The 22155-nt window shown below is 67.0% G+C and carries 16 protein-coding genes; 8 read left to right on the forward strand and 8 right to left on the reverse strand.

All coding sequences use genetic code 11. The annotated features are described in order from the left end of the window. Positions 1–1400, reverse strand: a 1400-nt coding sequence (gene ilvA / locus PVZ77_RS15740; RefSeq protein WP_273807136.1) for a threonine ammonia-lyase, biosynthetic, incomplete at its 3' end; no start/stop codon positions are given. A gap of 128 nt (positions 1401–1528) precedes the next feature. Between ilvA and rpiA the strand changes: the two genes are divergently transcribed. Next, positions 1529–2203, forward strand: a complete 675-nt coding sequence (gene rpiA / locus PVZ77_RS15745) for a ribose-5-phosphate isomerase RpiA (RefSeq protein ID WP_273807137.1) — start codon at positions 1529–1531, stop codon at positions 2201–2203. 247 nt (positions 2204–2450) lie between these two features. Here the strand turns inward: rpiA and serA are convergent, their stop codons facing one another. Next, complete coding sequence (gene serA, locus PVZ77_RS15750; protein WP_273807138.1) at positions 2451–3680, reverse strand: phosphoglycerate dehydrogenase; 1230 nt, start codon at positions 3678–3680, stop codon at positions 2451–2453. Between the two features lie 240 nt (positions 3681–3920). Here serA and PVZ77_RS15755 point away from each other — a divergent pair, with 240 nt between their 5' ends. The 3 genes from PVZ77_RS15755 to PVZ77_RS15765 all read left to right on the forward strand — a co-directional run bounded on the left by PVZ77_RS15755 (position 3921) and on the right by PVZ77_RS15765 (position 6732). Next, positions 3921–4586 carry a fumarylacetoacetate hydrolase family protein gene (locus PVZ77_RS15755; protein ID WP_273807139.1) on the forward strand — a complete coding sequence of 222 codons (666 nt, stop codon included), beginning with the start codon at positions 3921–3923 and terminating at the stop codon, positions 4584–4586. Between the two features lie 246 nt (positions 4587–4832). Further along, entirely contained in the window at positions 4833–5738 is a 906-nt protein-coding gene (locus tag PVZ77_RS15760; protein ID WP_273807140.1) for an SdiA-regulated domain-containing protein, read from the forward strand. A 70-nt stretch (positions 5739–5808) separates the two neighbouring features. Then, complete coding sequence (locus PVZ77_RS15765) at positions 5809–6732, forward strand: SdiA-regulated domain-containing protein (protein ID WP_273807141.1); 924 nt, start codon at positions 5809–5811, stop codon at positions 6730–6732. Positions 6733–6803: 71 nt separating this feature from the next. Here the strand turns inward: PVZ77_RS15765 and PVZ77_RS15770 are convergent, their stop codons facing one another. Continuing rightward, positions 6804–7328, reverse strand: a complete 525-nt coding sequence (locus PVZ77_RS15770) for a gamma carbonic anhydrase family protein (protein ID WP_271653140.1) — start codon at positions 7326–7328, stop codon at positions 6804–6806. Positions 7329–7632: 304 nt separating this feature from the next. On the opposite strand from PVZ77_RS15770, the gene PVZ77_RS15775 reads away from it, so the two are divergent. The 4 genes from PVZ77_RS15775 to PVZ77_RS15790 all read left to right on the forward strand — a co-directional run bounded on the left by PVZ77_RS15775 (position 7633) and on the right by PVZ77_RS15790 (position 13148). Next, positions 7633–9084 carry an anion permease gene (locus PVZ77_RS15775; protein ID WP_273807142.1) on the forward strand — a complete coding sequence of 484 codons (1452 nt, stop codon included), beginning with the start codon at positions 7633–7635 and terminating at the stop codon, positions 9082–9084. A 944-nt stretch (positions 9085–10028) separates the two neighbouring features. Beyond that, positions 10029–11564: an acetyl-CoA hydrolase/transferase family protein gene (locus tag PVZ77_RS15780; protein WP_273807143.1), complete on the forward strand. Its 1536-nt coding sequence runs from the start codon at positions 10029–10031 to the stop codon at positions 11562–11564. Positions 11565–11806: 242 nt separating this feature from the next. Continuing rightward, complete coding sequence (gene pbpG, locus PVZ77_RS15785) at positions 11807–12718, forward strand: D-alanyl-D-alanine endopeptidase (protein WP_405046260.1); 912 nt, start codon at positions 11807–11809, stop codon at positions 12716–12718. Between the two features lie 187 nt (positions 12719–12905). Then, positions 12906–13148 (forward strand): hypothetical protein, encoded by a 243-nt coding sequence (locus PVZ77_RS15790; protein WP_273807144.1) that lies wholly within the window; start codon positions 12906–12908, stop codon positions 13146–13148. A 12-nt stretch (positions 13149–13160) separates the two neighbouring features. Here PVZ77_RS15790 and PVZ77_RS15795 read toward each other — a convergent pair whose 3' ends face one another. The 5 genes from PVZ77_RS15795 to PVZ77_RS15815 form a co-directional block, all read right to left on the reverse strand. Beyond that, complete coding sequence (locus tag PVZ77_RS15795) at positions 13161–13595, reverse strand: NUDIX hydrolase (RefSeq protein ID WP_273807145.1); 435 nt, start codon at positions 13593–13595, stop codon at positions 13161–13163. Continuing rightward, the gene (locus tag PVZ77_RS15800; RefSeq protein WP_133862255.1) at positions 13595–14605 is read right to left on the reverse strand and encodes an AI-2E family transporter; all 1011 of its coding nucleotides are present in this window, start codon (positions 14603–14605) and stop codon (positions 13595–13597) included. The genes PVZ77_RS15795 and PVZ77_RS15800 overlap by 1 nt, the downstream gene beginning before the upstream one ends. 293 nt (positions 14606–14898) lie before the next feature. Further along, complete coding sequence (locus PVZ77_RS15805) at positions 14899–15837, reverse strand: diguanylate cyclase domain-containing protein (protein WP_273807146.1); 939 nt, start codon at positions 15835–15837, stop codon at positions 14899–14901. Then, positions 15834–20699 carry a PAS domain S-box protein gene (locus PVZ77_RS15810; protein WP_273807147.1) on the reverse strand — a complete coding sequence of 1622 codons (4866 nt, stop codon included), beginning with the start codon at positions 20697–20699 and terminating at the stop codon, positions 15834–15836. Before PVZ77_RS15810 ends, PVZ77_RS15805 begins: the two co-directional genes overlap by 4 nt. Positions 20700–21042: 343 nt before the next feature. Beyond that, positions 21043–22155, reverse strand: a 1113-nt coding sequence (locus tag PVZ77_RS15815) for a methyl-accepting chemotaxis protein (RefSeq protein ID WP_273807148.1), incomplete at its 5' end; no start/stop codon positions are given.

Below are 22155 nucleotides of genomic sequence, written 5' to 3' on the forward strand. Positions count from 1 at the left end.
GCGAACACCCGGCCGTCCGCCGCGCCGTGGTTGCGGTAATGGAACATGCTGATGTTCCAGCGTCCGCCCAGCTTTTCGAGGAAGTCGAACAGCGCGCCCGGTCGCTCGGGGAATTCGAAGCGGAACACCTGCTCCTGGCCGACCCGCGCGGCATGGCCACCCACGGTGTGGCGGATATGCAGCTTGGCCAGTTCGTTGTCGGTCAGGTCCAGCACCGGGAAACCCTGGTCGCGCAGCCCCTGTAGCAGCGCCTCGCGCGGATCGCGCTGCGGATGGGTCTGGACGCCGACGAAGATGTGCGCCTCTTCGCCGGTGTGGTAGCGGTAGTTGAATTCGGTGATCTGCCGCCGGCCCAGGGCCTCGCAGAAGGCCCGGAAGCTCCCTGGCCGCTCGGGGATGGTCACGGCGATGATGGCTTCGCGCTGCTCACCCAGTTCGGCGCGTTCGGCCACGTGGCGCAGGCGGTCGAAGTTGATGTTGGCGCCGGAATCGATGGCCACCAGCACCTGGCCGCCGGAGCCTTCACGCTCGGCGTACTTCTTGATCCCGGCCACGCCCAGGGCCCCCGAGGGCTCGGTGATGGAGCGGGTGTCGTCGTAGATGTCCTTGATCGCCGCGCAGATCTCGTCGCTGCTGACCGTGATCACCTCGTCGACATAACGCTGGCAGATCTCGAAGGTGTGATGGCCGATCTGGGCCACGGCCACGCCATCGGCGAACAGTCCCACGCGCGGCAAGACCACCCGCTCACCCGCCGCCATGGCCTGCTGCAGGCAGTTGGAGTCGTCCGGCTCGACGCCGATGACCTTGATCTCGGGCCGCAGGTATTTCACATAGGCGGCGATGCCGGCGATCAGACCGCCGCCACCAACCGGGACGAAGATGGCGTCCAAACGCCCGGGATGCTGGCGCAGGATCTCCATGGCCACGGTGCCCTGGCCGGCGATGACATCGGGATCGTCATAGGGCGGCACGAAGGTGTAGCCCTGCTCCTCGACCAGGCGCAGCGCCTCGGCCAGGGCCTCGGGAAAGGCGTCGCCGTGCAGCACCACCTCGCCGCCACGCGACTGCACGCCGATGACCTTGAGTTCGGGGGTGGTGCGCGGCATGACGATGATCGCCCGCACGCCCAGCTCGCGGGCCGCGAGGGACAGGCCCTGGGCATGGTTGCCGGCGCTGGCGGTGATCACCCCGCGGGCCTTCTCGCTGGCCGAGAGGCTGGCCAGCTTGGTGTAGGCGCCGCGGATCTTGAAGGAAAACACCGGCTGCAGGTCTTCGCGCTTGAGCAGCACCTGGCAGCCCAGTCGCTCGGACAGCGCCCGCGCCGGTTGCAGGGGCGTCTCGATCGCCACGTCGTAGACGGGGGCGAGCAGGGTCTTCTTCACGTACTGTTCGAGCATCGGCAGGGCGATCCGGTGGGTGCGGCGGGGGCGAAAAGTCTACTACGGGCACTCCCGGGTGGGTTAGCCAGGCCGTCCGAGCGGCTATAATCAGCGACCCTCCACCCGTTTTCTCTGCGGATACCCCCATGAATCAGGACCAGCTCAAGCAGGCCGTCGCCCAGGCCGCGGTCGACCTCATCCTTCCCCAGCTCTCCCGCGACAGCGTGATCGGCGTGGGCACCGGCTCGACCGCCAACTTCTTCATCGACCTGCTGGCCAAGCACAAGCTGGAATTCGACGGCGCCGTGGCCAGCTCCCAGGCCACCGCCGACCGGCTGAAAAGCCATGGCATCACCGTCTACGACCTCAACGGTGTCAACAACCTGGAATTCTACGTGGACGGCGCCGACGAAGCCGACGGCCACCTCAACCTGATCAAGGGCGGCGGCGCGGCCCTGACCCGCGAGAAGATCGTCGCCGCCGTGGCGCGCACCTTCATCTGCATCGCCGACGCCAGCAAGCGCGTCGAGGTCCTCGGTGAATTCCCGCTGCCGGTGGAAGTCATCCCCATGGCCCGCAGCCATGTGGCCCGCGAACTGGTCAAGCTGGGCGGCGACCCGGAATACCGCGACGGCGTGGTGACCGACAACGGCAACGTCATCCTCGACGTGCACAACCTGCACATCGTCGATCCGCTGGGCCTGGAAGCCAGGATCAACAACATCGTCGGCGTGGTCGCCAATGGCCTCTTCGCCGCCCGCCCGGCGGACGTGCTGCTGCTGGGCACCGCCCAGGGCGTGGAGCGGCTGGAGCGCAGCTGAATCCGTAGTGTGGAAAACCGCGCCAGCGTTTTCCACCGGGAGGTTTGTGCGAGGCCAGTGGATAAGGCTGCGCCGTTATCCACGCTACGCGGCGTTGGACTTCGACGATGGAGCCGTCTCAACCCAACCTACCAGGCTGTCGTAGGTTGGGTTGAGCGCAGCGAAGCCCAACGAGCTCCGCACCCGGCCCACAAAAAAGCCCCGGTCAGGCGAACCCGACCGGGGCTTTTTCATGTCGCCTGGCGGCTTAGAACAGCACGCGGCAACGGATGGTGCCCTTGATGTTCTGCAGCTTTTCCTGGGCCAGGTCGGAGTAGTCGGCGTCGACGTCGATCACCACGTAGCCGACCTTCTCGTCGGTCTGCAGGTACTGACCGGAGATGTTGATGCCGCTCTCGGAGAAGACGCGGTTGATCTCCGACAGCACGCCCGGCACGTTCTGGTGGATGTGCAGCAGGCGGTGCTTGCCCGGGTGCGACGGCAGGGCCACTTCGGGGAAGTTGACCGAGGACACCGAGGTGCCGTTGTCGCTGTACTTGACCAGTTTCTCGGCCACTTCCAGGCCGATGTTGGCCTGGGCCTCGGCGGTGGAGCCACCGATGTGCGGGGTCAGGATGACGTTGTCCAGGCCGCGCAGCGGGGAGACGAACTCGTCGTCGTTGGAGCGCGGCTCCACCGGGAAGACGTCGATCGCGGCGCCGATCAGGTGCTCGTCCTTGATGGCGGCGGCCAGGGCGTCGAGGTCGACCACGGTGCCGCGGGCGGCGTTGATCAGGATGCCGCCCTTCTTGATGGCGCGGATCTCGCGCTCGCCCATCATCAGCTGGGTGGCGGGGGTTTCCGGCACGTGCAGGGTGACGATGTCGCTCATGCCGAGCAGTTCGGTCAGGGAGCCGACCTGCTGGGCGTTGCCCAGGGGCAGCTTGGTGATGACGTCATAGAAGAACACCTGCATGCCCAGGCCCTCGGCCAGTACCGACAGCTGGGTGCCGATGGAGCCGTAGCCGATGATGCCCAGCTTCTTGCCACGGATCTCGAAGGAGTTGGCCGCGCTCTTGATCCAGCCGCCACGGTGGCAGGAGGCGTTCTTGGCCGGGATGCCGCGCAGCAGCAGGATGGCCTCGGCCAGCACCAGCTCGGCGACCGAACGGGTGTTGGAATAGGGGGCGTTGAACACGGCGATGCCGCGCTCGCGGGCGGCCTGCAGGTCGACCTGGTTGGTGCCGATGCAGAAGCAGCCGACGGCGACCAGCTTCTTGGCGCAGTCGAACACCTCTTCGGTGAGCTGGGTGCGCGAGCGGATGCCGATGAAGTGGGCGTCGGCGATCTTTTCCTTGAGCTGGGCATCCGGCAGGGAGCTTACGACGTACTCGATGTTGCTGTAACCCGCGGACTTCAGGATATCCACGGCGGACTGGTGGACGCCTTCCAGGAGAAGGAAGCGGATCTTGCTCTTGTCGAGGGAAGTCTTGCTCATCTGCGTTGAATCCAGAGTGTCCAGGGAGTAAGGATGCCGGCGCGGCGCAGGCCAGTTCAGCCAGCGGCAAAGGGGGCGCTATCTTAGCATGAGCCGCCGCATGCAGGTCCGGTTGCGACCTGAAGCTTTCTCAGGGCGACCATGAGCGCCTTGCGACCAGGACCGCGCCGCGGCCCGCGCTTTTGGTTAAGATCGTGGGGGTCAAGATCGCCAGCAGACGCCACTCATCAGGAGCACCAGATGGCCTACCAGCACCAGTACCTCGATGGCACCAAGATCCACTTCCCCCTGGGCAAGGTCGTCTGCATCGGCCGCAACTACGCCGAGCACGCCAAGGAGCTGAACAACCCGGTTCCCACCGAACCCCTGCTGTTCATCAAGCCGGCCAGTTGCGTGGTGCCGGTGGCCGAGGGTTTCGCCATCCCCACCGACCAGGGTTCGGTGCACTACGAGGCCGAGATCGCCGTGCTGATCGGCAAGCCGCTGTCGAAGAAGCCGACGACCGAAGAGGTGCGCGACGCCATCTCCGGCTTCGCCCCTTCCCTGGACCTGACCCTCAGAGAGGTGCAGGGCCGGCTCAAGGAAAAGGGCTATCCCTGGGAGATCGCCAAGAGTTTCGACGGCGCCTGCGTGCTCGCGCCCTTCGTACCGGGCGATGCCTTCGAGGACCTGGCCGACATCCCGGTGCGCCTGACCATCAATGGCGAAGTGCGCCAGGACGGCAACAGCCGCGACATGCTCAATCCCATCCTGCCGCTGATCCAGGCCATCGCCGGGCATTTCTCCCTGCAACCGGGCGACGTCATCCTCACCGGCACGCCGGTGGGTGTCGGACCTCTCAACGTGGGCGATGATCTGGTGCTGGAGCTGCCGGAGGTTAGCCGCTTCGAAACGCGCGTGCTATAACCCCGCCACCCACCGTCGCCCGGCCGGTGCCGGGCGACGGTGTGCCGGGACGGCCACGACGCTCTAGGCTTTGCCTGGAAAGTGCCTACGCTCGGCCAGGCGGCGTTGAAACCCTTTCGGAATGCTCCTTTGCCACGCGTAAACGCGAGCGCGAGTCCGATCCGCTTCCTCAAGGGTTGTTGCCTTGCCTGACCTTCGCTCGGCGACTTTGCCGACAAGCCATAACAAGAAGCCGTACGAGCCCGCATGTCCAGACTCCCTCGCCTCATCCTGTTGCGCCTCCTCCCCGCCTTCGTCCTGCTGGTGCTGATCGTCCTCACCTTCGTCTGGCACTGGAACGACCGGGCCCTGCTCTGGTGGCAGGAATACCGCACGCCGCCGGAAGTCCGCGCCCAGGCGGTCTGGCTGCCGGACTACCAGGCGGTGATCCAGGGCAAGCAGCTGCCGGGCCTGGCCGAGGCCGAGACCTCCGACCTCACCTACGATCCCCGTACCCGCACCCTCTTCGCCGTTACCGGCAGCACCCCCTACCTGGTGCAACTGAGCCTGACCGGCGACATCCTAAGACGCATCCCGATCCGCAACGTCTCCAACCTGGAAGGCGTGACCGCCCTAGAAGACGGGCGCCTGGCCATCGTCGACGAGCGCCAGCGGCGGCTGTCGCTGTTCCAGCTGGCCGACGACACCCGGGAGCTGGACGCCAACACCTTCGAACACCACGACCTGGGCTTTCCCGACGCCGGCAACAAGGGCTTCGAAGGCATCGCCTGGGATCCGCGGCAGCAACGCCTGATCCTCAGCAAGGAACGCGATCCGGCCGCGCTCTTCACCCTGGCCAGCGACGGCCGCGGCGTTACCGGTACCCTCCAGCCCTTTCCCCTCAAGCAGCTGGTGATCGACTACTCTGCGGTGGCAGTCGATCCGCGCACCGGGCACCTGCTGGCACTGTCCGACCAGTCCCATACCCTGGTGGAGCTGACCGCCGAGGGACAACCGGTCAGCTTCATCAGCCTGAGACGGGGCCTGCATGGCCTGGACGCGACCATGGAGCAACCGGAAGGCGTGGCCCTCGACGAAGCCGGCAATCTCTACATGATTGGTGAACCCAATCTCTTCCACGTGTTTCACAAGGTGTCCAAAGCGGCGCAATGAGCGCCTATTCAGCTTGAATTCAGGGTGGCGCCCTTAGGCTGCGCGGCATTACCGCCTCAGGACCCTGTCGATGTTTCCGCTGTTTTCCCCTCGCACCCTGGGCGCGCTGCTAGGCGGCGCCCTGCTGCTGGCCCTGACCCTGGTGGCCCAGCAGCATCGGCTGTTCGAGCGGCTCTGGTTCAACGTCCAGAGCCAGCTCCAGGCCGAGAGTCGCCAGGCGCGTTCGCTGTGGCTGCCGAGCTACCGGGTCACCGTCGAAGCCCGCCCCATCGGCGAGGGCATCACCGATGTCTCGGCACTGAGCTTCGATCCGGATCGCCGCACCCTGGTCAGCGTCACCAACAAGCCGGCGCGCTTTCTCGAACTGGACCTGGACGGCCGGCTGCTGCGCCAGGTGGAGCTCAGGGGCTTCAGCGACCCGGAAGCCATCGAGTACATCAAGCCGGGGGTGTACATGATCAGCGAAGAGCGCCGCCAGCGCCTGGTGCGGGTACGGATCGGCGCCGACACCCGGGTGGTGGACGTCGACGACCGCCAGGTCAGTCACCCCTTCAGCCTCAGCGATGTGCAAAGCGACAACCGCGGCAATGAAGGCCTGGCCTATGACGCGGCCCGCGAGCGCTTCTTCGTCGCCAAGGAAAGCGATCCGGTACGCATCTACGAGATCGACGGCCTCGGCAGCGAAGCCTTCGAAGGCCTGCAGGCGCTGTCGCTGCGCACGGACCCACAACGCGATCGCCGCCTGTTCGTGCGTGATCTCTCCAGCCTGCAATTCGACCCCGGCACCGGCCACCTGCTGGCGCTTTCGGATCAGTCGCGCCTGGTGCTGGAACTGGACGACGACGGCAAGCCGATCAGCTCACTGTCGCTGCTGCGCGGCCAGCACGGCCTGAGCCGCAGCGTGCCCCAGGCGGAAGGCGTGGCCATGGACGACCAGGGCCGGCTGTACGTGGTCAGCGAGCCCAATCTGTTCTATCGGTTCGAGAAGCCGTGAGGGTGGGTTGGCCGTATTCGATGCGTCCGTGGACAAGCCCAACGGGCTGGAAGCCACGCTACCCTCTCGCCCTACTCCCCCTGCTCGAACAATTCCTCCAGATAGCGCCGCGCATTGGCCACGTAGACCTGGGCGTTGGCCGCCAGCTGCGCCTGCTGGGCCTCGCTCAGGGTGCGCACCACCTTGGCCGGCGAACCGAGCACCAGGGATCCGTCGGGAATCACCGCGTTCTCGGTGACCAGGGCGTTGGCGCCCACCAGGCAGTTGCGCCCGATGCGCGCACCGTTGAGCACCACGGCGTGGATACCGATCAGGCTGCCGTCGCCGATCTCGCAGCCATGCAGCATGGCCTGGTGGCCGACGGTGACGCCACGCCCCAGGGTTAGCGGCGAGCCGGGATCGGTGTGCAGCACGGCACCGTCCTGCACATTGCTGTCCGGGCCGATATGGATCAGCTCGTTGTCGCCGCGCAGCACCGCGCCGAACCAGACGCTGGCGCCCTCATCCAGACGCACCTTGCCGATCACCGCGGCGGTAGGCGCGACCCAGCTGTGCGGATGGGCGTCGACACGGTGTTCTCCCAGGCGGTACTTCATGGCGGTCATCCTCGTGTGGTCAGGGTTGGCGGACAGTCCGATTGTTCGCCGAGGTGAGCGACGGGCGCAATCGGCAACGACCGGCGTCTTCGCGTTGTTGCAAGTCATTCTCGATAGCGAAAGAATGTCCTCAGGGAACCTAAGACCGCAGGACTGCGACGAATGACCACGGCCCGAGCGCTGGGAAAGCAGCCTGGCCTTTGCAAAGCTGGCTGCCGCTGACCGCGCAGCCCTCTGGAACAGCACCGTCAGCCATCCCGGCCCAGGCCGGTTTCCCGAGACCACCGGAATCTGCGAGCGCCCGATGCGTACCACCTGGAAATTCCTGCTGCCCCTCGCCGTCACCGGACTGCTGGCGCTGCTGCCCGCACCGGAGGGCCTGCCCGCTCATGCCTGGCTGTACTTCGCCCTCTTCGCCGGCGTGGTGGTGGGGCTGATCCTCGAACCCCTGCCCGGCGCGGTCATCGGCCTGATCGGCGTGGCCCTGGCGGCCCTGCTGGCGCCCTGGGTGCTGTTCAGCCCGGCGCAACTGGCGACACCGGGCTTTCGCGCGCCCCAGGAGGCGCTGAAATGGGGTCTGGCGGGCTTTTCCAACAACACCGTCTGGCTGATCTTCAGTGCCTTCATGTTCGCCCTGGGCTACGAGAAGACCGGGCTCGGGCGGCGGATCGCCCTCCTGCTGGTCAAGGCGATGGGCCGCCGGACCCTGACCCTGGGCTACGCGGTGATGCTGGCCGATCTGGCCCTCGCGCCCTTCACCCCGTCCAATACCGCCCGCAGCGGCGGCACTGTCTACCCGGTGATCCGCAACCTGCCGCTGCTCTACGATTCCAAGCCCAACGACCCCAGCGCCCGGCGCATCGGCTCCTACCTGATGTGGGTGGCGATCTCCTCCACCTGCGTCACCAGCACCCTGTTCCTCACTGCCCTCGCCCCCAATCTGCTGGCCGCCGCGCTGATCGAGAAGACCGCCCAGGTCCATATCAGCTGGGGCCAGTGGTTCATCGCCGCCGCGCCCATGGGCATCCTGCTGCTGGCCCTGCTGCCGCTGCTGGCCTACTGGCTGTATCCGCCGGAGATCAAGCGCAACGATCAGGTGCCGCTGTGGGCGGCCAAGGAACTGGCCGCACTCGGTCCGCTGACGCGCGATGAAAAGCTGCTGCTGGCCCTGGTGATCGGTGCCCTGGCGCTGTGGATCTTTGGTGCCGCCTGGGCCGATCCGGCACTGGTGGGCATCCTGGTCATCGTGCTGATGCTGCTGCTGAAGGTCATCACCTGGAACGACGCCCTGGGCAACAAGGCCGCCTGGAACACCTTCGCCTGGTTCGCCACCCTGGTGGCCCTGGCCGACGGCCTGACCCGGGTCGGCTTCGTCGCCTGGTTCGGCCAGTGGGTCGCCGGCCACCTGGGCGGCTTCCACGCCGGCACCGCCATGGTGGTGCTGGTGGCGGTCTTCTATCTCGCCCACTACCTGTTCGCCAGCTCCACCGCCCACACCACGGCGCTGCTGCCGGTGATGCTGGCCGCCGGCATGGGCATCCCCGGCATCGACCTGCCGGTGTTCGCCCTGCTGCTGGGCACCTCGCTGGGGCTGATGGGCATCATCACGCCCTACGGCACCGGGCCGAGCCCGGTGTACTACGGCAGCGGCTACCTGCCCAGTGCGGATTACTGGCGACTGGGGACCATTTTCGGCGCGCTGTTCCTGCTGGTGCTGCTGGGGATCGGGGTGCCGTGGATCATGATGGTGGTGTGAGGCGGAGGTCGGGGGCCTGGTGGCCCGGGCGGAGCACCGTAGGTTGAGTTGAGCGCAGCGAAGCCCAACGGGGCGGTTAGGGCTATAGGTGCCCTAGCTGTTTATGGTGGTCTGCTTGTGGCTCTTGTTTCGCCCACCCGGGCGACTTGCTTTTTTCAGTCGCGGCTGCGCGCCCCGGACAAAAGTAAGCAAAAACGCTTGCCCCAGACATTCGGCCCTACGCTGCGCTCCGGGTCCGCTCACGCCAGCGCCGTTCCAGGGTCGGTCCAGATGGGCCGTCCATGGCCCACTGGACCTCTCGCCGCATCCCTGCGGCTCGACCCACTCCACGACGCTGGCATTCGCCCTGCTGAACGGGGCGATTCACGCGCCTGATGCCTTGGGTGCAAACCGGTAGGGTGGACAACGGCGCAGCCTTGTCCACGCGATAGGCGTTACCTCCTCAGTGGAAAACGCTGCGCGGTTTTCCACGCTACGACCCCTGAACGCCGAATCCTCAGGCTTGCGCCCCGTCCCCGTCCCCGTCCCCGTCAGTGAGGCCGAGTGTAGGGGTCGCGCAAGGGGATGCGAGGCAGGACGCCGAGCGAGGCGCGAGGGGCAGGAGGCCCCTTCGTGCCGTGCCCCTGGAGCGGCACCGGAGCGAGGGGACCCGAAGCGAAGCGGAGAGCCGAAGCGTGGGGACGGCGTTTTTGGTTACTTTTGCCGCGACTGGCAAAAGTGACTCGCCCGAGGGAGCGAAACAAAAACCATCAAAGCACTCAGTAATCCGCCTGGGGATTGATCAAAGCCCAAAGCGTTGGGCTTCGCTGTCGCTCAACCCAACCTACGCCCCACTCCCCCAAAATTTCCCCTTCCACCCGACCTTTTGCTTAGGGACCTAAGCATCCCTTCGGCGTAGAATCCACATTCTTAGTGTGCTTTCGATAACACCCGCAGAGGTCGTCATGTCCCACCGTATTCGCCATCCCGGTTTCGCCGCCAAGCGCCAGAGCGCCGAGCAGGCCGCGCAGTTCATCCGTCACGGCATGACCGTGGGCATGAGCGGCTTCACCGGGGCCGGTTACCCCAAGGCCGTGCCCGGCGCCCTGGCCCAGCGCATCACCGCCAGCCACGGCGCCGGCGAACCCTTTCGCATCAAGGTGCTGACCGGCGCGTCCACCGCACCGGAGCTGGACGGCGCCCTGGCGCGAGTCGATGGCATCGAGTTGCGGGTGCCCTTCCAGTCCGATCCGGAATTGCGCAGCCGCATCAACGCCGGTGGCCTGGAGTACATGGACATCCACCTGGGCCAGCTGGCGGAAAAGGTGCGCTATGGCTTCTTCGGCAAGATCGACGTGGCGGTGGTGGAGATCGCCGCCATTCGCGAAGACGGTCTGCTGGTGCCCTCCTCCTCGGTGGGCAACAACAAGACCTGGCTGGACATGGCCGATGCGGTGATCCTCGAGGTCAATCGCTGGCAGCCCGACGCCCTGGACGGCATGCACGACATCTACACCGACGGCGCCCTGCCGCCCCACCGCACGCCCATTCCCCTGGCGCACCCCGGCGACCGCATCGGCTCGCCCTATCTGGAGGTGCCGCTGGACAAGGTAGTGGCCGTGGTGGAGACCGATGCCCCCGACCGCAACAGCCCCTTCAAGGCGCCGGACGCCGCTTCCCAGGCCATCGCCGCGCACCTGCTGGACTTTCTGCGCTTCGAGGTACGCCAGGGGCGCATCCCGGCCAATCTGCTGCCGCTCCAGTCGGGGGTCGGCAACATCGCCAACGCCTTCATGCAGGGCCTGGCCGAGAGCGAATTCGCGGGGCTGACCGCCTTCACCGAGGTGATCCAGGACGGCATGCTGGAACTGCTCATCAGCGGCAAGATGGAACTGGCCTCGGCCACGTCCTTTTCCCTGAGTCCGGCGGGCATCGAGCGCTTCGTCGAGCACGCCGAGTCGCTGCGCCAGCGCATCATCCTGCGCCAGCAGGGCGTGAGCAATCATCCGGAACTGGTGCGGCGGCTGGGCTGCATCGCCCTGAACGGCATGCTCGAAGCCGACCTCTATGGCAACGTCAACTCCACCCACCAGATGGGCACCGGGATGATGAACGGCATCGGCGGCTCCGGCGACTTCGCCCGCAACGCCTATCTGTCGGTGTTCATGGCGCCGAGCACGGCCAAGAACGGGCTGATCTCGACCCTGGTGCCCATGGTCAGTCACGTCGACCACACCGAGCACGATGTCTCGGTGATCGTCACCGACCAGGGGCTGGCCGACCTGCGCATGCTCAGTCCCAAGCAGCGCGCCCGGGCCATCCTCGAGCACTGCGTGCACCCGAGCTTCCGCCCGGCGCTGGCGGACTACTTCGAACGCGCCCTGGCCGGCAGCCACGGCAAGCACACCCCGCACCTGCTGCCCGAGGCGCTCGCCTGGCACGAACGCTACCTGGTCACCGGCAGCATGCTCGGTCCCGCCGCCCAGGAAGCCCGCGACTGAAAGGCAAGGCGCCCGAGGCCTCTCGGGCGCCCTTTCGCTCCGCCATCCCCGCCGTCCGTCGCCCATATGCAACTTATTGTGACTTTTTGCCAGCGCGCTGTGTAAAAAGCTGCCTTGTCGGATTCCCAGCCGACATTCCGGGTGATAAAAGACGTGAAATCTCTGAGCAATGTCCTTGATCTGCAAGGGGCATTGCCGTTCGCGGTTGTTCTAATCCCGCCCCCCTTTTGAGAGCTGCCACCGTGAAGATCTGTCATCAACTTGCCGGCCTGTTGCTGGCTGGCTTGGTCGGGCTGAGTCCGGCCGTCCTGGCCCAGACCCCACCTAAGGTCAAGGCCGCGGCGGCCGCCACCGCCCAGCGCCTGGCCTCGAACCACGCCCTGGTCGTCGACCTCAAGACCAACCAGGTACTCTTTTCCCAGAATCCCGACCAGGTCGCCCCCATCGCTTCGGTGACCAAGCTGATGACCGCCATGGTGGTGCTCGATGCCCGGCTGCCGCTGGAGCAGACCATCGACATCGACATCAGCGAAAATCCGGCCATGCGCGGCATCTTCTCGCGGGTGCGCCTGGGCAGCCAGCTGACCCGGCGCGACATGCTGCAACTGGCGCTGATGTCCTCGGAAAACCGCGCCGCCACCAGCCTCGCCCATCACTATCCGGGTGGCCAGCGGGCCTTCGTCGCCGCCATGAATGCCAAGGCCCGCGCCCTGGGCATGAGAAACACCCGCTACGCCGAACCCACCGGCCTGTCGCCGCTGAACGTCTCCACCGCTCGCGACCTGGTCACCCTGCTCAAGGCCACCGAGCACTATCCGCTGCTCGGTCAACTCAGCACCACCCCGGAAAAGACCCAGGCCTTCCACAATCCCAACTATGTGCTGGGCTTTCGCAACACCAACCATCTGGTCTACAACGCCGACTGGAGCGTGCAGCTGACCAAGACCGGCTACACCGACAAGGCCGGTCACTGCCTGGTGATGCGTACCGTGATGGCCGGTCGTCCGGTGGCCTTCGTGGTAATGGACGCCTTCGGCAAGTTCACCCACATGGCCGACGCCACCCGCGTGCGCCGCTGGCTGGAAAGCGGCGCGCTGAGCCCCCTGCCGGGCGCGCCCAAGGCGGGTCGCAGCACGGTGCTGGCGCGCCAGTAAGCTCTGCCTGGCAGGCTCCGAAGCCGCGTCTCGACGCGGCTTTTTCCTGTCCGGCGCCGTCCCGCGGGGCGGGCCTGGTCGCCTGTTGCATCCGGGAAAACGACAGCCTGGATCTCGTCGACGGTCGAGGCGGGCACCCCGGCCGTCACCTGCGGTCTAGGGCTGTATCCCCTACCTGGAACGCCCCATGAGCAGAGACGCGATCGCCCACGAATACTACGAAACCATCACCGGCCGCTGCTGGCTGGATGACGTGCGCGAATGGCGCCGCCTGCAGGCCGAAGCCCAGGCCGCCGCCGATCGCTACCTGGCCTGCCCGGAAGACCTGGGCACGCCCGAGCGCGAACGCCTGGAGCAGCGCTGGCGCGCCATCAATGAGGAGGCCGGTGCCTTCTGGCAGCGCATGTGGGCGAATCTGGATCGTCAGTGAGGGACCGCGGCTTCAGGCAGCGCTAGCGAGAAGCGCCAGCAGGCCTTCGGGTACCAGCCGACAGCTGTCGTCGAAGGAATCGAGCGACCGCCAGGTGGCCATGAAGGTCTCACCATCGCTTTCCTGACCAGGCAGCTCGGTCTGCGCATAGAGATGCCGATCAACGAATTCGGCGGCGTAGACCAGCACCACCTCGTGGCCCGGCCGCCCGGCGTAGCTGAACAGCGATTCCAGGGTGCCCAGCAGCCTCACCTCGGCCAGTTCGACGCCCAGTTCTTCACGGATCTCACGCCGAACGGCCGCCAGGCTGGTTTCGCCGAACTCCACGCCACCGCCCAGGGGCCGACAGAAACGCCGGCCATCATGCGGATCTTGCGTCTCGCGCACCAGGATGCGCTTGCCCTGACGCAGGATGCAAAGTACCAGGACGCGAATCTGACCGCTCATTACACCAGCCCTTCCGCCCTCAACTCGCTCTTGAGATAGGCGTAGTACACCGGCGCCGCCACCAGCCCGGGCAGGCCGAAGGCCGCCTCGAACACCAGCATGGCCACCAGCAATTCCCAGGAACGAGCGCTGATCTGGCCGCCGACGATGCGGGCGTTGAGGAAGTATTCCAGCTTGTGGATGGCGATCAGGTAGCCCAGCGCCGCCACCGCGACCCAGATCGACAGCGACAGGCCGGCGATGAAGATCAGGGTGTTGGACATCAGGTTGCCGATCACCGGCAGCAGGCCAAGGATGAAGGTGAGGATCACCAGGGTCTTGGCCAGCGGCAGATGGACATCGAACAGCGGCAACACGCCGAGCAGGAAGATGCCGGTCAGGGTGGTGTTGAGCAGCGAGATCTTGATCTGGGCGAAGACGATGTTGCGAAAGGCCTGGGCCACCAGGCCGAGACGCACCAGCAGCGCGCCGGACAGCGGGCGCAGGCGCTCGGGATCGGGCGTGGGCTGCAGGGCGACGATGGCGCCGAGGATCATGCCGATCAGCACAATGACAAAGGTCCGCGCCGCGTCGCGACCGAACAGCTGCAGCTGCGCCACATGGGCGCGTACCCATTCCACCAGCTCCTGCTTCATGCTGTCGGCGTTGGCCGGCAGGTAGGCATCCAGCGAAGGCGGCAACTGGGCGCGGGCGCGCTCGGTGAGCACCATGAACTTGTCCAGCAGCCGTCCGGGGTTTTGCACCTCCTGGATGATGAAGCTGGTGAACCAGACGAAGAACAGCGTCAGCAGGCTCACCACCAGGGCGCCAAGCAGGGCCACGGCGAGCCAGCGCGCGCCGCCGCCGGGCATTTGCCGCTGCAGGCGCCCGGCCAGGGTGTTGACCAGTTCGTACACCAGCAGGCCGGCCAGCAGGCTGGGCAGGAGCTTGAGCGGGAGAACCAGATAGAGCGCGGTGAAGACGATGATCCAGCTGGCCAAGATGGCCTGGCGTTGCGTGAAGGCGTACATAGATTACCGGCGGCAGAATCCCTGCCCGCAGTCTGACAGTCTGCCGCCTCGCCGCCCAGCCTGGTGTGGTGTTTCAAAAGTTATCTACGCAATTTTGCCGGCGCCTTTTGTCCCTGGACGGCGTTGCCCCTCCTCGCCACAGCCCTGCTATGACTCGTCCCGGCGCCTGGCCCATGAACAAAAATCAATTGCCAATTCTTGCGCGAACGTCTGAAACACCACACTGGACAGCGAAGAAAGCCCGGGCCTCTGTTACCCGGCGTTACCCGAACGGGCCCTTTCGCGGGATAGCCTCAGCCAGCCAGTTCCGCGGCACAGACCCGGGCGCGGCCCTGGTGCTTGGCCGCATAGAGCTGGGCATCGGCGGCGGTGATCAGGGCGGCCGGATCGACGGCGGTCGGGGGCAGCGCGGTGGCCACACCCAGACTCAGGGTGACGTAGCCGGTCACCGAGGAGTAGCCGTGGGTCAGGCGCTGGTCGTGCACCTGCTGCAGCAGCCGCTCGGCGACCTGGGTGGCGCCTTCCAGGTCGGTCCCCGGCAGCAGGCAGCCGAATTCCTCGCCGCCGTAGCGCGCCAGCAGGTCATAGGGACGGAACAGGCCCTGGCCCAGCGCCTGGGCCACCTGGCGCAGGCACTGGTCGCCGGCCAGGTGGCCATAGTGGTCGTTGTAGGCCTTGAAGTGATCGATATCCATGAGGATCAGCGAAAACGGCGTGCCTTCGCGCTGACTCTGGCGCCAGCCGCGCAGCAGTGCCTCGTCGAATTGGCGGCGATTGGCCACGCCGGTGAGGCCATCAACCAGGGCGATGCTGCGCAGGGCGTCGCGCTGCGCCTTGAGGGTCAGCTGGGTGCGCACCCGGGCGCGGACGATGACCGGATTGATCGGCTTGCTGATGAAGTCCACCGCGCCCAGCTCCAGGCCGGTCACCTCTTCGTCGGGGCCTTCCTGGCCGGTGACGAAGATCACCGGGATGGCGGCCGTGGCGGGCTCGGCCTGCAATCGCCGCAGGACCTCGTGGCCGTCGAGCTGGGGCATCATCACGTCGAGCAGGATCAAATCCGGCTGCTGGGCCAGCGCCAGCTGCAAGGCCTGGGCGCCGCTGGTGGCCATCAGCGTCTCGCAATCCTGGCGAAAGAGTTCGTGGAGGATGCGGATGTTCAGCGGTTGGTCGTCGACGATCAGCAGCTTGGGCTTGCTGCGTCCGGCGGCCTGCGCGGTCGGCGGAGTCATAGGGCTTCCTTCAGATCAGGCAGGGTAATGAGCGCCGCGGTGAAGTCGAGGGTCTCGACCTGGGCGCGCAAGAGGTCGTAGCGCACCTGGGCTTCGGCGCGGCAGTGCACGGGCAGCTCGGCGATCAGTTCCAGGGCGTCGAGATTGCCCTGGCTGAGCAGTTGTTCGAGTTCGTCCAGGCGGGCGCGCCAGTCGACCTGGGGGTCGGTGTGGGTGGCGCTTGCGGTTGCGGCAATGGCGGGCGGTGGCAGGAGCTCGGCCAGGGCGCTGCGCAATTCGACCAGGGCTTCGTCGAGCAGCTGTCGCAGGGTCGTCAGTTCCATCGCCACCTCCGGAGGGACACCCGCGCCGGCCTTGCCGGCGCGTTCGCCCTCGGCGGCGCGCGCGGCCAGGCGCTGCGCACCCATGGTGCCGGCGCTGCCCTTGAGGGAGTGTAGTACGGCCACCGCTGCCTCGCTGTCGGCGGCGTGCCAGGCTCGGGCGAGTCCTTCCAGCAGGCTGACGGAGTCCTCGGCAAAGCGTTCCAGCAACGAGCCGAACAGCCGGGCATCGCCGCCGAAGCGGCGCAGGACGAGGCTCAAGGGTTCCACCTGGCGATCCTCGCCGACCGGCGCGGCAACGGACGCGGCGCTGACCTCCTGGCCGGTCAGGCGCTGCAGGCGGGCGACCAGCAATTCCAGGTCGATGGGCTTGCCGATATGGTCGTCCATGCCGGCGGCCAGGCAGGCGTCGCGGTCGGTATGGGAGGCATTGGCGGTCATCGCCAGGATCGGCAGGGTACGGAAGCGCCCGTCGGCGCGGATGCGGCGGGTGGCTTCCAGGCCATCGATGTCGGGCATCTGCATGTCCATGATGACCACGTCCAGCGGTGCGCCGGAGAGCACCCGCTCGACGCCTTCCAGTCCACCCTCGGCCAGTTCCACCTGGGCGCCCTGTGCCAGCAGCAGTTCGGCGGCCACCTGGCGGTTGAGGGCATTGTCTTCCACCACCAGCAGGCGCAGGCCGGCCAGCCGGTGGCTCTCGTCGACCACCGCGGCGGCGTGCACCCCGGCCGGGATCTCGGCGCCCAGGGCCCGCTCCACCACCTCGACGATCTGCGCCGGGGTCACCGGCTTGGTCAGGTAGTCGTCGAAGGGCGCATCGGCGCTCTGCTGGGTTTCGGACAGGAAGTCGCGGCCGAAGCCGGTGAGCATGATGACCTTGGGTCGGTTGTCGGCCTGCCGCTCGCGCAGCTGCCGGGCCGCCAGCAGGCCATCGCCGTCGGGCATGCGCCAGTCCATGAGCACCGCCTCATAGGGCTGCGCCTGCTGCTGGGCCTGGACGACCCGCGCGAGGGCGGCGGCGCCGCTGGTGACCAGGTCCACCTGCCAGCCGAGGGCGGCCAGGGTTTCCACCAGCACCTCGCCGACCAGGGTGTTGTCGTCGGCCAGCAGCACCCGCCGGCATACCGGCGCCAGCTGGGTCTCGCCCTGGCTGTCCACCGCCAGGGCGGCATCGAACCAGAAGCGGCTGCCCACCCCCAGCTCGCTTTCCACCTGCAACTGACCATCCATCAGCTCCACCAGGCGCTTGCAGATGGCCAGGCCCAGCCCGGTTCCGCCAAAGCGCCGGCTGATCGAGGCCTCGGCCTGGGTGAAACCCTGGAACAGCTGCTCCTGGTGCGCCGGGCTGATGCCGATGCCGGTGTCCTGCACCGAGAATTCCAGGCGCAGTTGGCCGCCGTCGCGCGACAGCTGGCGCACGCTGACCAGCACCTGCCCCGCCTCGGTGAACTTGAGGGCGTTACCGGCCAGGTTGATGAGGATCTGCTGCAGGCGCAGGCTGTCGCCGATCAGGGCGGTGGGCAGCCCGGCATCCAGGTGGTAGTTGATCTCGACGTTCTTCTCGCCGCTGTTGCCGGAGAGCACCACGCCCAGGTTGCGCAGCACCTGCTCCAGGCTGAAGGGATGGACATCCAGCTGCAGCTTGCCGGCTTCGATCTTGGAATAGTCCAGCACATCGTTGAGCAGCCCCAGCAGCGAACGCGCCGCCTGCTGGGCCTTGGTCAGGTAGTCGCCCTGGCGCGCATCGAGCGTGGTGCGCTGCAGCAGTTGCAGCATGCCCAGCACGGCGTTCATCGGGGTGCGGATCTCGTGGCTCATGTTGGCCAGGAAGGACGACTTGGCCTGGCTGGCCAGGTCGGCGCGGGTACGCTCCTCGCGCAACCGGTGTTCCAGCTCCAGCTGTTCGGTGATGTCGCGGTTGATGCCCACCACCCGCAGCACCCGGCCGCGCGGATCGCGCTCGGTGCGGGCGCCAGCGATGATGTGCCGCAGCGAGCCATCCCGACGGCGGATGCGGAACACCGGATCGAACACCGCGCGTCCGGCTATGGCGGCGCCCAGGCGCTCTTCGGCGCTGCCCAGGTCGTCGGGGTGCACGCGGTCGCGCCAGTCGTTGTAGGTGATGCCGCGAGTGCGCTGCTCCTCGTTCCATTCGTAGAGATCGAACATCCGCTCGTTGCACTGCACCTGGCCGGTATCGGGCTGCCAGCACCAGATGCCGAGCTGGGCGACGTCGGCGGCCATGGTCAGTTGATCGCGGGTCTGCACGAGCGCCTGGCGCTGGCGACTCTGTTCGGTGATGTCGGCGATGATGGCCACCGCCAGGCGCTCGCCATCGGTCCACATCACCCCCAGGCTCAGGGTGATCGGGAAGACACTGCCGTCCGCCCGGCGCCCCTCCATTTCCTGGCCCTGTTGAGCGGCATTGTCGTCAGGCAGCGCCTGCGAGCAGCTGAACAGCGCCTCGTAGCCGGCCAGATAGCCGGGAATCAGCCGGCGGATGGGTTGACCGATCACCTCGGCCGCGCGATAGCCGAAGATGCGTTCGCCGGCCGGGTTGAAGGAGCGCACCAGGCCATTGCTGTCCACGGTGACGATGGGGCTGACCGCGGTATCCAGGATCGCCCGGGTCAGGGCGAGGCTGGCGGCCAGTTCCTGCTCGGCGGCCTTGCGCTCGGTGACGTCGGAGGCGATCCCCAGGTAGCCACTGACCTGGCCTGCGGCATCGCGCATGGTGGTCACCACCAGGCTGACGTCACGGTGTTCGCCGTCGCGCCGGACAAAGGTCCACTCGCGGGCTTCGGCACCGGCGCGCTCGGAGCGCTCCACCAGCACGCGGAAGCCGGCGACCGGCAGGCCATACTCGGCTTCCAGGGCCGCGCCCTGGGTCGCCAGCTCTTCCGGCAGATGGAAATCGCTGGCCTGCCAGCGCCCCACCACCTCGGCGGCGCAATAGCCCAGCAGGCGCTCCGCGCCTTCGTTGAACAGGGTGATGCGGCCTTCGCGGTCGGTGGCGATGATGCCCACCTCGGAAGCCGCGCGCAGCACGTCGCCGAGCAGCCGGTTGGTCTGGCTGAGTTCGGCGGTGCGCTGGGCCACCTGCTCCTCCAGCCGGGCATTGAGCGCCAGGATCTCGGCCTGGGCGGCCTTTTGCAGCGAGATGTCGCGCACCGTCTTGGAGGCGCCGATGATCCGGCCGTCACGGCCGCGCATGGGCGAGACGCTGACCAGGACATCGATGAGACGGCCGTCGCGGTGCTGCCGACGGGTCTCGAAGTGCGGCACCGGCTCGCCGCGGCCGATGCGTTCGAGCACCGACCATTCCTCGTGTTCGAGCTCCGTGGGCACCACCAGGTCGAGCAGGCGCTGGCCCACGGCTTCGCTGGCGGAGTAGCCGAACAGCTCTTCCGCCGCGTGGTTCCAGCTCAGCACCACGCCCTGGAGGTCCTTGCTGATGATGCCGTCGGAGGAGCTTTCCACCACCGCGGTGAGATTGGCCTGGTCCTGCTGGTACTGGCGACGGCGTTGGCGGGTGGTGAGCAGGGCGAAGGTCAGGCCGGCGGCCAGCAGGCTGACCAGTTTGCCGACCAGGTGCACCAGGGGTATCGAGACCAGGTTTAGACCGGCGACAAAGGCCGGGGTAGCGGTGAACGCCATCTGCCAGCGCCGACCGTAGACCTCGCGCGTGTTGACCACCTCGGACAGCCCCGCCGTCGTGACGTCGCCCGCCTCTTCGCTAGCACCGCGCGTGTAGAACAGCTGCGGGTGGGCGGGCTCGGTCACGTCGGTCAGACGGATCAGCAAGCCAGGAATGTCCAGCCGCAGGCTGTCGAAGAGCTCGCGAATGCTCAAGGGCACATACGACCAACCCAGGGTAGCCGCCTCGCGTTGGGCAGGATCCTTGGGCACCAGGCCCTCGCGGTAGATCGGCAGCATCAGCAGCAGGCCGTGCTCCGGTGGCTGGTAGGCCTGCAAGTCCACCGGACCGGAGAGGTGCATGCTGCCACGCTGCATGGCCAGCACGGCGGTCTCGCGACGCCTGGGTTCGGAGGCCGCGTCCATGCCTACCGCCCGTAGATTGAGGGCCAGCGGTTCCACGTACTGGACGACGAAACGATCCCCCGCGTGCGGAGTGAAACTGCGAATGGTGAAATCGGGCCAGCCATCGGCACGGGCTGCGCGCAGGAAGCCCTCTTCCTCGGCAGCCGGAACCCGGCGAATGAAACCTATGCCGCGGGCACCGCGAAATTCCTGATTGAGATCGTGGGTACGACCATAGTGCTCGAGCAACTCGCGGGACAGGCTTTTGCCGGCCACCACGATGACGTCCCGCATGCCGCTCAGGCTGTATTCGTAGACGCGCAGCCGCTCGGCAATCTGCTCGCGCACATCGGTCGCCGCGGCGTCGAGGGCATTGCGGACCTGTCGCTCGTTGCGCTCGGTCAGATGGCGCATGGTCAGGCTGGTCAGCAGGACGCCGAGCAGAAAGACGCCGAGACTCCAGCGTACGCGAGAGGATTTGCACAGCCTGGTGAACATGGAGCCCCTGGTGGCAAAGGGTGCCACGCCGTAGGTTAGACGGTGCCAGGAACGGGAAGCGCGGACGGAGCGGCGCCTCCACCAGACCTGGCGGTAACAGCTAGCCCATCGGCGGGAAAAAAGGCTTTCTTGATACCGCAGATCGCGCGCCTGGCTGAAGCGCCGCGACGGATACGCGCGAAGCGGCAGGCCAGAGCAAGTTCACGCGCTAATTAGTTTTACTGTTTCTGACGAGTGGTACAGGAAAGATCGATGCCCGAACACGCCTTCCTGACCTGCCGGACAGTAAAAAGGGAGCGCCGACCTGACGTCGGCGCTCCCTTTCGAGGACCTGTCGCGCGGACTAGATGCGGAAACCGCCCACCAGCCGCTGCAGGCGGCCGGCCTCGGCTTCCAGGGCGGTGCAGGCCGCCAGGGTGGCCTGGAGGTTGTCGACACCCTGCTGGTTCAGCAGGTTGATCTCGCTGATGTCCATGTTCAGGGTCTCCACCACCGAGGTCTGCTCCTCGGTCGCGGTGGCCACCGACTGGTTCTGGCCGTCGATCTCGCCGATGCGCTCGGTCACGCTGCCCAGCCGCTCACCGGCGCTCTTGGCCACCTGCATGCTGTGGGCGCTCTGCCGCTGGCTTTCCTGCATCAGGGCCACGGCGTCGCGCGAGCCGGTCTGCAGCTCTTCGATCATCTGCTGGATCTGCTGCGCCGAACTCTGGGTACGGCTGGCCAGGGAGCGCACCTCGTCGGCCACCACGGCGAAACCACGCCCGGCTTCGCCGGCGCGGGCTGCCTCGATGGCGGCGTTCAGCGCCAAGAGGTTGGTCTGCTCGGAGATGCCACGGATGACTTCGAGGATCTGGCCGATGTTGGCGGCCTTGCCGTTGAGCGCATCGATATGTTCGCAACTGGTGCCGATCTTGGCCGACAGCGCCTGCATGGCGTGCAGGGCCTCGTCGAGCACCTCGCGGCCCTCCTCGCCCTGGGCGCGGGCCGTGCTGGCCTCGCCGGAGGCATGGGCGGCATTGCGGGCGATCTCCTGGGCGGCGGCGCCCAGTTCGTTGATCGCCGCGGCCACGCTGGTGGTGCGCTGGGCCTGGATATCGGACTGCTGCATGGACGACTGCGAGGCCTCCAGCACCCGGCGGGTGCCGTGGTTGAGTTCGCCGGTGCTCTGGGCCACGTCACGGATCGAGGTGTGGATGCGCGCCACAAAGTGGTTGAAGGCCTCGGCCAGGGCGCCGAATTCATCGCGGGACTGCACCGGCAGGCGGCGGGTCAGATCGCCCTCGCCTTCGGCGATGTCGTCCATGGCGCGGGTCAGCTCGTGCAGCGGGCGCAGCAGGACGCGGATGAGCAAGCCCAGCAGCAGGATGATGGCGACCACCGCCACCAGGGTGGCGACGATGGCCAGGTTGCGCGCCTGGGTCACCGGGGCATAGGCCTTGGCCTGGTCGATGGACAG

This window comes from Pseudomonas sp. SHLD1 (assembly GCF_028640935.1).
GTDB lineage: Bacteria > Pseudomonadota > Gammaproteobacteria > Pseudomonadales > Pseudomonadaceae > Chryseomonas > Chryseomonas aestiva.

What these genes read in the sequence shown, in the direction of transcription:
- PVZ77_RS15755 (WP_273807139.1), top strand. Translation starts at nt 3,921, where the DNA reads ATGGCCTACCAGCACCAGTACCTCGATGGCACCAAGATCCACTTCCCC.
- PVZ77_RS15805 (WP_273807146.1), bottom strand. Translation starts at nt 15,837, where the DNA reads ATGACTCCGCCGACCGCGCAGGCCGCCGGACGCAGCAAGCCCAAGCTG.
- PVZ77_RS15775 (WP_273807142.1), top strand. Translation starts at nt 7,633, where the DNA reads ATGCGTACCACCTGGAAATTCCTGCTGCCCCTCGCCGTCACCGGACTG.
- PVZ77_RS15810 (WP_273807147.1), bottom strand. Translation starts at nt 20,699, where the DNA reads ATGTTCACCAGGCTGTGCAAATCCTCTCGCGTACGCTGGAGTCTCGGC.
- PVZ77_RS15770 (WP_271653140.1), bottom strand. Translation starts at nt 7,328, where the DNA reads ATGAAGTACCGCCTGGGAGAACACCGTGTCGACGCCCATCCGCACAGC.
- PVZ77_RS15795 (WP_273807145.1), bottom strand. Translation starts at nt 13,595, where the DNA reads ATGAGCGGTCAGATTCGCGTCCTGGTACTTTGCATCCTGCGTCAGGGC.
- serA (WP_273807138.1), bottom strand. Translation starts at nt 3,680, where the DNA reads ATGAGCAAGACTTCCCTCGACAAGAGCAAGATCCGCTTCCTTCTCCTG.
- PVZ77_RS15800 (WP_133862255.1), bottom strand. Translation starts at nt 14,605, where the DNA reads ATGTACGCCTTCACGCAACGCCAGGCCATCTTGGCCAGCTGGATCATC.
- PVZ77_RS15780 (WP_273807143.1), top strand. Translation starts at nt 10,029, where the DNA reads ATGTCCCACCGTATTCGCCATCCCGGTTTCGCCGCCAAGCGCCAGAGC.
- rpiA (WP_273807137.1), top strand. Translation starts at nt 1,529, where the DNA reads ATGAATCAGGACCAGCTCAAGCAGGCCGTCGCCCAGGCCGCGGTCGAC.
- PVZ77_RS15790 (WP_273807144.1), top strand. Translation starts at nt 12,906, where the DNA reads ATGAGCAGAGACGCGATCGCCCACGAATACTACGAAACCATCACCGGC.
- PVZ77_RS15765 (WP_273807141.1), top strand. Translation starts at nt 5,809, where the DNA reads ATGTTTCCGCTGTTTTCCCCTCGCACCCTGGGCGCGCTGCTAGGCGGC.
- PVZ77_RS15760 (WP_273807140.1), top strand. Translation starts at nt 4,833, where the DNA reads ATGTCCAGACTCCCTCGCCTCATCCTGTTGCGCCTCCTCCCCGCCTTC.